12 protein-coding genes are annotated in these 12,720 nt (G+C 38.3%); 1 reads left to right on the top strand and 11 read right to left on the bottom strand.

Features of this window, described 5'->3' with window-relative positions:
* Positions 1-22 precede the first annotated feature (22 nt).
* Positions 23-589: a biotin transporter BioY gene (locus VEIS1202513_RS01265; protein WP_105094649.1), complete on the bottom strand. Its 567-nt coding sequence runs from the start codon at positions 587-589 to the stop codon at positions 23-25.
* A 342-nt stretch (positions 590-931) separates the two neighbouring features.
* Here VEIS1202513_RS01265 and VEIS1202513_RS01260 point away from each other — a divergent pair, with 342 nt between their 5' ends.
* The gene (locus VEIS1202513_RS01260; RefSeq protein WP_213467622.1) at positions 932-1,519 is read left to right on the top strand and encodes a PepSY domain-containing protein; all 588 of its coding nucleotides are present in this window, start codon (positions 932-934) and stop codon (positions 1,517-1,519) included.
* A gap of 516 nt (positions 1,520-2,035) precedes the next feature.
* Here VEIS1202513_RS01260 and VEIS1202513_RS01255 read toward each other — a convergent pair.
* From VEIS1202513_RS01255 to VEIS1202513_RS01210, 10 genes are all read right to left on the bottom strand, one after another.
* Positions 2,036-3,307, bottom strand: coding sequence for an O-acetylhomoserine aminocarboxypropyltransferase/cysteine synthase family protein (locus VEIS1202513_RS01255; RefSeq protein ID WP_213467621.1), 1,272 nt, complete (start codon positions 3,305-3,307; stop codon positions 2,036-2,038).
* A 273-nt stretch (positions 3,308-3,580) separates the two neighbouring features.
* Entirely contained in the window at positions 3,581-4,540 is a 960-nt protein-coding gene (metA, locus tag VEIS1202513_RS01250; RefSeq protein WP_213467620.1) for a homoserine O-acetyltransferase MetA, read from the bottom strand.
* A 62-nt stretch (positions 4,541-4,602) separates the two neighbouring features.
* Entirely contained in the window at positions 4,603-5,787 is a 1,185-nt protein-coding gene (locus tag VEIS1202513_RS01245) for a MalY/PatB family protein (RefSeq protein WP_213467619.1), read from the bottom strand.
* Between the two features lie 10 nt (positions 5,788-5,797).
* A complete protein-coding gene (locus tag VEIS1202513_RS01240; RefSeq protein ID WP_213467618.1) occupies positions 5,798-6,931 on the bottom strand; it encodes a trans-sulfuration enzyme family protein in 1,134 nt (377 codons plus the stop codon).
* Positions 6,932-7,083: 152 nt separating this feature from the next.
* Positions 7,084-7,587, bottom strand: a complete 504-nt coding sequence (locus VEIS1202513_RS01235) for an ECF transporter S component (protein ID WP_024066506.1) — start codon at positions 7,585-7,587, stop codon at positions 7,084-7,086.
* A gap of 58 nt (positions 7,588-7,645) precedes the next feature.
* Positions 7,646-8,050: a PACE efflux transporter gene (locus tag VEIS1202513_RS01230; RefSeq protein WP_213467617.1), complete on the bottom strand. Its 405-nt coding sequence runs from the start codon at positions 8,048-8,050 to the stop codon at positions 7,646-7,648.
* 263 nt (positions 8,051-8,313) lie between these two features.
* Positions 8,314-9,780, bottom strand: coding sequence for a DASS family sodium-coupled anion symporter (locus VEIS1202513_RS01225; protein ID WP_213467616.1), 1,467 nt, complete (start codon positions 9,778-9,780; stop codon positions 8,314-8,316).
* A gap of 244 nt (positions 9,781-10,024) precedes the next feature.
* The gene (locus VEIS1202513_RS01220) at positions 10,025-10,849 is read right to left on the bottom strand and encodes a MetQ/NlpA family ABC transporter substrate-binding protein (RefSeq protein ID WP_105085183.1); all 825 of its coding nucleotides are present in this window, start codon (positions 10,847-10,849) and stop codon (positions 10,025-10,027) included.
* 62 nt (positions 10,850-10,911) lie between these two features.
* Complete coding sequence (locus VEIS1202513_RS01215; RefSeq protein WP_213467615.1) at positions 10,912-11,583, bottom strand: methionine ABC transporter permease; 672 nt, start codon at positions 11,581-11,583, stop codon at positions 10,912-10,914.
* Positions 11,583-12,605 (bottom strand): methionine ABC transporter ATP-binding protein, encoded by a 1,023-nt coding sequence (locus VEIS1202513_RS01210; protein WP_213467965.1) that lies wholly within the window; start codon positions 12,603-12,605, stop codon positions 11,583-11,585. Before VEIS1202513_RS01210 ends, VEIS1202513_RS01215 begins: the two co-directional genes overlap by 1 nt.
* Positions 12,606-12,720 lie beyond the last annotated feature (115 nt).

The following is a 12,720-nucleotide window of genomic DNA, read 5'->3' as shown; positions in this document are numbered from 1 at the left end:
ATAATATTATATAAAGACTATATTATCGATGTAATTCTTTAACAATTCGTTTGCCAAGAGATGCCGCAACGGCACAAAGGAAGATATCTGGACCTACTGGAATCAAGAAGCATGTAATAATAACGGCCTCTACTCCAATTGGTTTACCTAAATACAAGTTCATAATGAAGTATAGATAGATCATACCAAGACCATATACGATAAATAGATTTAATATGGAACCTGCTAATAATCGTTTAAAGGAAAGTTTCTCCATAGATTCTGCAATACGACCTACTGCATAAGCACCTACCATAAAACCGATCAAATAGCCAAAGGTAGGTTGTAAAATGTAACCAGGACCACCACCAGATGTAAAAATCGGTACTCCAATTAAACCTAAGACAATGTATATGCCAACGCTAGCAGCCCCCAATCGACTGCCTAATACAATGCCTGCGAGGGTAGTAAATAAGATTTGTAATGTAAATGGACAATTTGGTAATGGTACCCGTATAAAAGCACCTACGGCAATCAATGCGACAAAGAGTGCTGTCATCGTTAACTGACGGGTAGTGATACGACCTTGTTTCGACACGGTAGAACTCATGGTATACCTCCATTAATAACACATCAACAAACTACAATCTACTAACTATCTAAATTAAATCACTTGTATTTTTAATTGTCAACTACGTGTGTTGACTTTTAGTTAACTATGTAGTCTAATACTATATATACGGCAATTTCAAGTATTTTGTTATTTTGACTATACATTATAGTTATTACCAATCGTTTATAATAACTAAAAGATATACTCATCTTCATACAAAAAACTTTGGATTTCATCTTATATTCATGTAGCAACATTAAATTATACGTAAGTAGATTGAGTAAAATCTACTTTCACAAAACAGTATATAAAAGTACCTTATATTAGGAGGCATTCATTATGAAAAATGTTAAAAAAGTATCAAAGGTATTATGTGCATTTGGCGTTAGTACAGTATTATTAGCAGGCGTAGTTGGCGCAGCTAGCAACCATGCTTACAACAACAATAGCAACTGGAAAGGCGTTGGTAGCGTAGCTCCATCCGCTCAAGCTAACTATTCTGTTGATTACATGGGCGCTGTTACAGTTTTCCAACAAAACTTCCCTGGCGCTACTGTAAAATCTATTTCTTACGATGCTAAACATAACCCTTACTATGAAGTAGAAGGTTACTACAACAATCGTGCAGTAGAACTTAAAGTAGACGAAGCAACTGGCCAAATCGTTGGTAAAGAAGTTAAAGGCTATGCTAAAGCTAACAAAACTATTAACGTTCAAAACATCATCATCCCTGAAGTAGCTGAAACAAAAGCTCTTGAAAAAGTTGGTTCCGACTTCCAAACTATGGAATGGACTGTTGAACGTGAAAACGGCCGAGCTGTATACAAATTCGACATGACAACTGGTGGCGATAAAAAAGCAGAAGTAAAAGTTGATGGCATGAACGGTAAAGTTTTAAGCGCTAAAGTAAAAACTACAAAATACTAAGAAGCTCTTTTCATCTAGTGAACCCCTATCCTAACCCACTAAGATGACACACTACACATATAACACACATACTATACACACAGTATCCCAATGGATACACTCTCTAACACAAACTAACACACAAACTTAGAGAGCCCTATAACTCATAAAGGGCTCTCCCAAAACCCTATCTCACACAATAGGTAAAGGGTCTGTGCTCACACACCACAGACCAAACGTTACACACACTATACTCCCTTTAAAAGACCTTGGATCGTTGAATCCAAGGTCTTTTTTCTATCCTCCAGATATTACTATATATTTATAGATATCTACCATAACACAACAATCTAATTTACAATTAACTAGAATACATACTTCAACACAAAAAGACCTCCCAAGAAGGGAGGTCTTTTGTATAAGTTTTATAGGTCTGATAGTTTGTGTTCTATTTCTTAAGCGAGGTCAAAGCTCAAGAATGTCATTTGTATGTTCTGAAAGTTTGATCTATAATATTTCCATAATGGAAGTAAGAAGTTATGCTTTATCCAAAGCTTGAGCCAAGTCTTCGATAATATCGTCGATATTTTCAAGGCCAATGGATACACGGATCATATCTGGTGTTACGCCAGCAGATTTTTGTTGTTCTTCGTTAAGTTGTGCATGTGTTGTAGATGCAGGGTGAATAACAAGAGATTTAGCATCTGCTACGTTAGCCAAGTTGGAGAAGATTTCCAAGGAGTCCACAAGTTTAATACCTGCTTCTTTGCCACCTTTTACGCCGAATGTGAATACAGCACCAACACCTTTAGGGAAGTATTTATCGGCTAAAGCTTTGTATTTGCTGTCTTCTAATTCTGGGTAGCTTACCCATGCTACTTTAGGATGTTTAGTCAAGAAATCTACTACTTTACGAGCATTTTCTACGTGACGTTCTACGCGCAAGGACAATGTTTCAACGCCTTGCAAGATTTGCCAAGATGCAAGTGGAGTAATGCATGCGCCAGTATCACGAAGCAATTGAGCACGGATTTTTACAGTGAATGGGATTGGCAAATCACCATATACTAAGCCATTGTAGTGTTCATCGCCTTCGGAGAAGCCAGGGTATTTACCAGAACCTTTATAGTCGAATTTACCAGATTCTACTACTACGCCAGCCAATGTTGTACCGTGACCACCTAGGTATTTAGTAGCAGAGTGTACAACTACGTCAGCACCATGTTCTAATGGACGGAACAAGTATGGAGATGCAAATGTGTTATCTACGATCAAGATGATATTGTGTTTATGTGCAATATCAGCTACTGCTTGTACATCAACAAGGTTAATACCAGGGTTACCAATGGACTCGATATAAACAGCTTTAGTGTTTTCATCAATAGCTGCTTCGAATTCTTCCAAATTATCTGGGTTTACGAATTTAGTGTGAATACCCAAACGTGGCAATGTAGCAGTGAACAAGTTATAAGTACCACCGTACAATGTAGATGCAGCAACGATATTATCGCCCGCATCAGCTACGTTCAAGATAGAATATGTAATCGCTGCGGAACCAGATGCTACTGCGATACCACCAGCACCACCTTCAAGTTCTGCCACACGGGCATCTAATACATCTGTAGTAGGATTGCCAAGGCGGGAATAAATGCCACCAGGATTAGTTAAGGCAAAACGACCTGCTGCTTCTTCTGCATCTTTAAATACGAAAGATGTAGTTTGGTAAATAGGCACTGCACGAGAACCTGTTGGATCTACCGTTTGACCGGCATGTAATTGTAATGTTTCAAATCTGTATTGTTTGCTCATTATAACAACTCCTTTATATTAACTGTGAATTGAGTTCATTCTTTATACCTAGTATACTACTATGTTTTAAAAATTATGTCTACTATTAATTTATATTGTTAGACATAACTTAAAGCTATATCCAATATATCTATACAAACCAAAGCTCGCTATTCTGCAAAACTGCAAAGCGAACTCAATTGATAACAAATAAAAATCCCCTAATTACTTTCTTTATATCATCTCACACTAGAGATTTCAGCAGTAATTAGGGGATCTTCTACTAATGATACTTTAGATATAGGCACCTAAGTTCTTATCACGTTCAAATTTCATTTTTTGAATTTGTTCAATAATGTACGGTGTTTCTTGGTAAACATAATAGTTTAACCAGTTTGTAAATAACAATGTACTTACAGAACGCCACCGTACGATAGGACGTTGTTTAGGATCATCATCAGGGAAATAGTTTTCAGGAACCGCAATATCCATACCTTTTTTGATATCCCGTTCATATTCACGGTTGAGTGTATCCCAATCATATTCCGCATGACCAAAGACAAAGATATGTTTATTATCTAAGCTACGAACGATAGCGGCACCTGTTGGGTCAGAGCCCGCCAATAATTCCAAATCGCGGTTTTCCTTAATTTGTTGCAAGGAAACTGTAGTATGACGGGAGTGAGGCATCCAAAACTTCTCATCAAAGCCACGTAAGAGTACTGGTCGATCATTGTAGATATCATGTTCGTACACACCAAATAGCTTTTCATCCATGATGGATTTATTAATACCAAAGTGGTGATACAAACCAGCTTGAGCTCCCCAACAGATATAGAACGTAGAGCATACATGTTCTTCGCTCCAGTTCATAATTTCTACTAACTCAGACCAATAGTCTACCTCTTCAAAAGGCATTAACTCTACAGGAGCACCTGTAATAATCATACCATCAAAGAACCCGTCTTTCACCTCATCAAAGGTACGATAGAAAGTATCTAAATATTGCTCATCCGTATTTTTAGCCTTACGAGATGCAGTATGTAGTAGTGTCAAATTCACTTGTAATGGACTATTACTAAGAGCACGTAAGATTTGTGTTTCTGTAACTTCTTTAGTAGGCATCAAATTGATTAACAGAATATTTAAAGGTCGGATTTGTTGAGTCTCCGCCCGTTCTGTATCCATCACGAAAATATTCTCTTGAGCTAATTTCGTAATGGCCGGTAAATTTTTTATTACTTTAATAGGCATATTATCACCTCTACACACTAAACAATTTGATAACCTAATCTAAAAAAAAATAACTAATTTAGTTAAAACCCTCTAGCCTCGTAGGCACGGCGCCAAGCTTCAAGACCTTCTTCCAATGTTTTACGAGGACACGCTACATTGATACGTTCAAAATCTTCCCCATCAACGCCAAACATGGAACCAGTATCAAGCCACAATTTAGCTTCATTGATAATCCATTCATCACGTTCTTTAGGACTTAATGGCAACTTGGAGCAATCTAGCCACATGAGATATGTCCCTTCCGGACGATATACATGAATTTTCGGCATATATTTTGCTACATAGTCGATGGTGAATTGAATATTATCTTGAATATATTCTTTTAACTCGTCGAGCCAAGGTGCCCCAACTTTATAGGCCCCTTCACAACCAACGATGCCCATCGTATTTAGCTGACTATAGCCAGCGCGATCGATTTCTTTAATAAAACGGCGACGTAAGGAATCATTAGGAATGAAAATATTACTTACTTGTAAACCGGCGATGTTGAAAGTCTTGCTCGGTGCAGTACATACGATACAGTGTTCTGCATAGCTTTCACCTAGGTCAGCAAAGACCTTATGAGTATGTCCTTTCCAAACAAAATCAGCGTGGATTTCATCGCTTACGATGAGTACATTATGTTTAATACAAATATCGCCAAGACATTTTAACTCATCCTCAGTCCACACGCGGCCTACCGGATTGTGGGGATTACATAATAGGAATAATGTAACATTCTCTTCAACGATAGCCCGTTCAATGCCCTCAAAATCAATGGTGTACTTCTCTTCACCTTTGATTAATGGCACATTGATGAGACGACGGTCATTATCATCGATAACCATACTAAATGGATAGTACACCGGTTGATTGATAAGCACGCCTTCCCCTTCATTGGTGAAAGCGCGAACAGCCATGGCCAAAGCAAAGACGATACCTGGAGTTTTAACAAGCCATTTTCGGTCTGGCGTCCAGTCAAAGCGCGTGGTAAACCAATTTTGTAGCACTTCAAAGTATTCATCATCGGATTCGGTATAACCAAAGACACCATGGTTCACGCGGTCCAATAGGATTTGCTTTAACTCAGGGGGAACCTCAAAGTCCATGTCTGCCACCCAGAATGGCAACACATCAGCTGGTTTACCGCGTTTTACAGCAAAATCGTATTTTAAAGATTTTGTGTGAGTTCTATCTAAAATTTGATCAAAATTATATTGTCCCATAGGAACTCCTTTATTTATTGAAAGCTTGTTCCAAATCCGCAATCAAATCATCAGTATCTTCAATACCTACAGATAGGCGCAATAAGCGACGTGTAATACCTTTGCGCTCTGCATCTTCTGGTTTTAAATCTGGATGTGTTTGCGTTACAGGGTAAGTCAACAAGGACTCTGTACCGCCAAGACTTTCAGCAAACTGAATAAGCTCAATGCCTTCTAATACTTTTTTAGCCGTTTCTTCGCTATCTACTTCAAAGGACAACATACCGCCGAAGCCTGTTGTTTGGGCTTTATTAATCTCATAGCCTGGATGTTCTGGAAGACCTGGGAACAATACCTTTGTAACCTTAGGTTGTTTTTTGAGCCATTCCGCAAGAGCAATGGCATTCTTTTGATGTTGCTCCATACGAAGGGCCAATGTTTTGACGCCGCGGATAACGAGCCAGCTATCCATTGCAGATAAGCAAGCACCTACAGTTTTATAAATTAAGCGCAATTTCGCAGCCAATTCATCGTCTTTTACAATGGTAAAACCAGAAATAACATCGTGATGACCACCGATGAATTTTGTACCACTATGAACGACAATATCTGCACCCAACGTTAAAGGTTTTTGGAAATATGGGCTCAAGAATGTATTGTCGATGATTACAAGCGCATTACGCTCATGGGCCAACGCACAAAGAGCACGAATATCAGTAATCTCCATCATAGGATTAGTAGGTGTTTCAATATAAACGGCCTTTGTATTCGGTTTGAAAGCTGCTTTCACCGCATCAAGATCAGATGTACCTACATAGGTAAACTCAATGCCATTTCGTTCGTAAATATTTGTGAACATACGGATAGAGCCACCATATAAGTCATCGCCTAAGATGATATGGTCTCCAGGGGAGAATAGATGGAATACAGCATCCACTGCGGCCATACCAGAGGAAAATGCCAATGCATCTGTACCGTCTTCAAGGCCTGCAATCAATTGTTCCAAGCGGTCACGCGTTGGATTAGACTCACGCGTATATTGATAACCTGTTGTATCACCCAACTTTGGATGGGAAAATGTACTAGACATATAAATTGCAGGGGAAATTGCACCAGTGCTATCTGGTCTACCGCTGCCATGAACGCATTTTGTATTAAATTTCATTCCATTCAACTCCTCATATTTGTATACAATATATTAATTATAAAAGTAGACAATGATTAAGGTCAACAAAAATGGGCACTCATACGCCATGAGTGCCCCCAAAAAGTCATATCTATTTTGAATGGCTTGCCATAACTCTAGGTTAAGTTAGCCTAATTTTTTGTACGTTTTGTAATAAGCAATGCCAAGATAATGCCCAAAGAAGACGTCACTAGTTGCGGCCAACTAGACACAAACAACATAGTATTTACAATCTTCGGTGGAAATTGGAATAGAGAGAAGAACAAAGAATATCCACCGAATAGAACACCTGCTTTCACTAAAGCCGCCACAACAATAAGCAATACCTTCGGTTTATGTTGTAACCAATAGGCTACAAATACATAGGCAGTCGTGCCAAGGGCGGTAATCAAAATAAACGGTGGCAACGGCAACATACCTTGTAAATGCGCTACTACAGGCGCAATCCAGGCGATAACGAGACCATTTTTCCAACCATAGCGCCATGTGGCGAGTACAAACGTAGCAGATGTAATAGAACCGATGAGGAACATACTCACCTGGTTAGGAATAAAGGGGAAAATGAGACGCAAACTTTGCGCCAATAAGGCTACGGCCAACAATAGACCTGTGCCCGTAATAGACTTTGTAGACATAAGAACCTCCTACTATACGATATAGATTTTACAAGAGGTACCTACCTCATATTTCAAATTAAGCCTCTACAAAATATAGACGCGCTCGATCATACACCCAATTATACACATACGTATAACCTAAGATAACCAATGTCATCGTTATATCCGTCATAAAAGCCATCCAAAAGGTCATCTGCATCATGTACATAATAATCGGTACAGTAGCAAGCATAAATAGACCTTCAAACAATACGGCATGGATTGTACGGATAATTGGGCCCCGTGCTAATCGATCACCTGGTACTAGTTTATCAAAAATCCAGTTAAACACAAAATTCCAAACCATAGCTAGTAAGGAAAAAATAACCATTAATACAAAAGGCTGTCCCTCATGCGGAACAAACTCCATTACCAAACAACCAATTAAAATACAACCAAGCTCATATAAAATCGATTGCACCACACGCTCAGAAGTAGACATAATAATAAACACCTCCCTTAGAAAACCGAGATAAGAAATTTACTATCACACCACTATTATATTTATTTTTTTAGATTTGTCGAGCTTTGTGGAGTATTGCCATTTTAGGATAAAAAGAAGTCACATTGTATCTACTAAGCGACTTGCCCTCTTGAAGTGAGCTATGCCATTTTCGGATATAAGGAAAGCCCCTCGTAGCGTTCTGTAAGCTCGACTTACAAGGGATGGAGAGCGAGCAGAATGATACGAGGGGCTCTATTTAGCTATCCTAAAAGTGGCATTACGAACTGAATCCATGGAATCCCCACCACGATAAAGATAGCGAGGTAGATAATTCCAAAGATAGCACCTAATTTCCAGAATTCAGGGCCTTTATTATAGCCACTAGCAAACCAGATTGGGCTGTGACCAGTACCATATGGTGTAAGAATACCCATAATCCCCATTGGTACTAAAAGAATCAACATAACTTGCGCTGGATCAACGCCAGGAATTTGAAGAATTAGAGTAGCAAATAAGCCTACCATAGCCGTTACATAAGCAGTACCAGATGCAAAGAAGTAACGAAGCAAGCAGAATGCTAACAGCAAACCAAGAACTGCCATAGTTGGATCTAGAGACACTAAAGAACCACCTGCAGATTTAGCAAGCCAGTCCAAGAAACCTACATTTTTAAGGCCGGAAGCCATAGGTACGAGTGTAGCGAACCAAGTCAAAACATTCCATGCTGGTTTGTTAGCAAGGAAGTCTTGCCATGTCATAATCTTAGTGAAAATCATTAAGATAATAACAATTAAAGCTGTTGTAGTTGGGTTTACTTTAAATGTAGAAGCACCAATCCACAATACAAGAGCCAACACAGAAATCAAGGCCATGAAAATTTCACTGCGTGTCATGGATCCTAACTTCTTGTACTCATCCTTTGCCCACGCTGCAATTTCAGGGGAACCTTTCACCTCTGGCTTGCAGAATACATAGGTCAACAACGGAGTGATGATGAACAAGATAAGGCCCACTGGCAAGAATGCCAAGAACCATGTGCCCCAGTTCGCCGCTACGATACCAGATTTAGCAGACAATTCTAGAGCCAATGGGTTTGGCGCTGCACCAGTCAAGAAGATAGAGCTAGATACACATGTAGTTGCCAACGCTACCCAGTTCAAATAGGAACCAATTTTACGAGGGTTCTTATCTGGATAGGAGTCAAACATTGGACAAATACTAGATACGATTGGATAAATCGTACCACCAGAACGAGCCGCATTACTTGGAATAAATGGAGCCAACACAAGGTCCGTAATAGCGATAGCATAACCAAGACCTAAAGAGGACTTACCGAGCTTTGCTACCAAGAACAAGGCAATACGACGACCAAGGCCTGAGTTTTCATAGCCAATACCAATCATGAAGGCTGCAAAGATCAACCACACGATGGCATTAGAGAAACCACTAAGTCCCCAGCTGATAGCTTGCGCATCAGTAATCGCCTTAGCGACACCGGTTGCTTTATCTACCACAGGGGCAGGACCAACCTTAAACAACATAGACACGGTAACTGCAATGATACCGATGAAAGCTGGTGGGATTGGTTCTAAAATCAATCCTACCACGAGGCCAGCGAAAATACTTACATAAATCCAAGAATTTGCGCTAAGACCTTCAGGAGCACCGATGAGCCATACAATAATAGCTACTACAAGCGGTGCGAATAATTTCCAATTCAACTTCATTAGAAACTCTCCTTACTACTTCAAAACAAAAATTGCAAAAATTGCCTATTTAGTATATCAAAAATTTTAATAAGATGATATAAACTCAATCATAATACTTATTAATAGTTAATAAACTGTTAGTAATAGCTTTTATAACAATAAAAAGCGATACCCCTTAGAAGTAAAGAATTGAATCTAATTGGTATCGCTATCTATCTATTTTGTAAAAATATTTCAATTGTAATTAGCTTACTAAATTATATTATTCACCTTTTGGAACAAACCATAAGCCGTTGTTATTTTTTTCCATGTAGTCTTTGAATTCTTGAGAGTGGTAAGCTGCTACAATGTCTTTTGCCCATTGTGCATCTTTGTTTTTCTCGTTAACTACAACTTGTAACAACCATTGTGGCAATACATCTTCATTTGCCAATGCAGATTTAGGATCGATTTTTGCATTATAGATAATCGCACCAGTAATGACAATGTAATCGAAATCAGTACGTACAGAAGGAATTGTAAGGGATTTCATTTCTGTAAATTTAAGGTGTTTAGGATTTTCAATAATATCTGCTTGTGTTACTGTCGCTAAATCTTTATTTGGATCAAGTTTAATCCAACCGATTTTTTGCAATAACGCATAAGCACGAGCCATGTTGGATGCATCATTAGGTACTGCAATAGTATCACCATCTGCCACTTGATCTAAAGATGTTTTAGAACCACTAAAGATACCTGCTGGTACTGTTGGAATTGGAGTTAAGGCTACAAGATGACCATTTTGTTTTTCGTTGAAGTTTTTCATGTATGCTGTATGTTGTTCAACGTTGAAATCTACTTCACCATCGCTCAACACTTGGTCTGCTTGTACCAAGTCAGACATATCTACGCCCTTAAAGGTATAGCCTTGTTTCTCCAAAATTGGTTTTACACCTTTTTCAAACAATTCAGAGTAAGGGCCTTGAGATTTACTATAGCTTAACTCTTTTTTAGCACCATTATCACTACTGTTTGAGCCGCAGCCTGCGATAAAAGCTACGCTAAATACTAATGCCGCACCGAGGGCAAGAAGTTTTTTTAATTTCATGGTATATTCTCCTATACTTTTATACTTTCACAATCAAGATGACTAGAATCTATTTCATCAAATCAGGAACGACGTGCACGACGTGCAAAGTAGTTCCCTATTGTTTGAATAATTTGAACAAAAATAATTAAAATAACAACGGTAAATAGCATCAATGGGAAGTTCAACCGTTCATAACCATAGGTGAGGGCCAAATCACCTACACCACCTGCACCAATGGCACCAGCCATAGCAGTAGCACCAATAAGACCTATGGTACCTGTTGTAATAGATAGAATAAGCGAACCCTTTGCTTCTGGTAAAAGGAAATGCCAAATCACCTCAAAATGAGAGGCTCCCATTGATTGTGCAGCCTCGATAATTCCTTTATTAACCTCTAAAATAGAATTTTCAAAGAGTCTAGCTAGATAAGGGGCAATAAATATAACAAGTGGTACGATAGCTGCCGTGGTTCCCACACGAGTCCCTACAATCATCTTTGTTAATGGCAAGATAAATACCATCAAAATGATAAATGGTACGGAACGCACAATATTAACAATGGTATTTGTAATGGTATAGACAATACTATTTTTAACGATACCATTAGGATTTGTTACTACCAGTGTAACTGCAATAATTAGACCTAATACAGTACCAATAAATAGAGATAGGAACACCATATATAATGTTTGTTCTGCGGCTAGCAATAACTGCGAACCGGGAACACCAAGTTCTTTCATAAAGAAGTCCATTATAGTGTCACCTCCTGCCATTCAATACCTTGTGTCACAAGATACTCTTTTACCTTGCCCACTTCAAGATCATCACCAATAAACTGAACAATAAAAATACCAAGTACTGTATGTTCTAACTCCGTTACTGTAGCAAATAACACGCTCGTTTCTAAATCAAAAATTTTATTAATATGATATAAAACATTATCGGTCGTATTATTTCCTAAGAAATGCATCTTAAGAATAGTATACGGCCTTTTATCACAGGCCAAGGTATGTTTCACTGTTGATGGAATTTCATCAGGAATGACAGTTCTAACAAATCGTTTCGTTGTTTCATGTTTTGGTTTACTAAACACCTCAAGTACAGAACCACTCTCTATGAGTTTTCCATGTTCCATAACCACAACGCGATTGCAAATTTTTTGAATTACATCAATCTCATGAGTTACGATAACAACTGTTACCCCTAGTTCACGATTAACGCGCTCTAATAATTGAAGAATAGACTCTGTCGTATCTGGATCAAGAGCACTTGTTGCTTCATCACAAAGCAGAATTGATGGATCTGTAGCTAGCGCACGAGCAATACCTACACGTTGCTTTTGACCACCAGATAATTCGCCAGGATATGCATTTGCTTTATCGCCTAAATCAACAAAATCTAATAAGGTTTTAACCTTTTTATCAATCTCTGATTTTGGCACCTTATTAAGAATTAGCGGGATAGCCACATTATCATACACAGATTTAGCATTCAACAAATTAAACTGTTGAAAAACCATGCCGATGCGCTTACGAACCTTTCTAAGCTCATTAAAACTTAAACCATTGATATTCACACCATCTACTTCAACATGACCAGAGGTAGGTACCTCTAAGGCATTAATCATGCGAAGCAGTGTAGATTTACCAGCTCCACTGAAGCCAATAATGCCAAATATATCGCCTTTTTCTATGGTAAAGTTTACATCAGATAATGCAGTAACCTTTTGCTTATTAACGTCAAACTCTTTCGTTACGTTTCGTATAGCAATCACTGTACCACCTCTTTCCCTACTCATTAGTAGGAATTAATATTTTTCTAAAACATATCTTTAAGGTATGTTTTAATTGTATACTTAGATTACTACAATTTATAATGACTGTCAAACA

Source organism: Veillonella orientalis, from assembly GCF_018406505.1.
Lineage (GTDB): Bacteria > Bacillota > Negativicutes > Veillonellales > Veillonellaceae > Veillonella > Veillonella nakazawae.
Note: the sequence above shows the minus strand (reverse complement) of the source record. Positions and strands in the feature narration are given on the sequence as shown.

What these genes read in the sequence shown, in the direction of transcription:
- metA (WP_213467620.1), bottom strand. Translation starts at nt 4,540, where the DNA reads ATGCCTATTAAAGTAATAAAAAATTTACCGGCCATTACGAAATTAGCT.
- VEIS1202513_RS01255 (WP_213467621.1), bottom strand. Translation starts at nt 3,307, where the DNA reads ATGAGCAAACAATACAGATTTGAAACATTACAATTACATGCCGGTCAA.
- VEIS1202513_RS01230 (WP_213467617.1), bottom strand. Translation starts at nt 8,050, where the DNA reads ATGTCTACTTCTGAGCGTGTGGTGCAATCGATTTTATATGAGCTTGGT.
- VEIS1202513_RS01215 (WP_213467615.1), bottom strand. Translation starts at nt 11,583, where the DNA reads ATGGACTTCTTTATGAAAGAACTTGGTGTTCCCGGTTCGCAGTTATTG.
- VEIS1202513_RS01220 (WP_105085183.1), bottom strand. Translation starts at nt 10,849, where the DNA reads ATGAAATTAAAAAAACTTCTTGCCCTCGGTGCGGCATTAGTATTTAGC.
- VEIS1202513_RS01225 (WP_213467616.1), bottom strand. Translation starts at nt 9,780, where the DNA reads ATGAAGTTGAATTGGAAATTATTCGCACCGCTTGTAGTAGCTATTATT.
- VEIS1202513_RS01240 (WP_213467618.1), bottom strand. Translation starts at nt 6,931, where the DNA reads ATGAAATTTAATACAAAATGCGTTCATGGCAGCGGTAGACCAGATAGC.
- VEIS1202513_RS01265 (WP_105094649.1), bottom strand. Translation starts at nt 589, where the DNA reads ATGAGTTCTACCGTGTCGAAACAAGGTCGTATCACTACCCGTCAGTTA.
- VEIS1202513_RS01260 (WP_213467622.1), top strand. Translation starts at nt 932, where the DNA reads ATGAAAAATGTTAAAAAAGTATCAAAGGTATTATGTGCATTTGGCGTT.
- VEIS1202513_RS01245 (WP_213467619.1), bottom strand. Translation starts at nt 5,787, where the DNA reads ATGGGACAATATAATTTTGATCAAATTTTAGATAGAACTCACACAAAA.
- VEIS1202513_RS01235 (WP_024066506.1), bottom strand. Translation starts at nt 7,587, where the DNA reads ATGTCTACAAAGTCTATTACGGGCACAGGTCTATTGTTGGCCGTAGCC.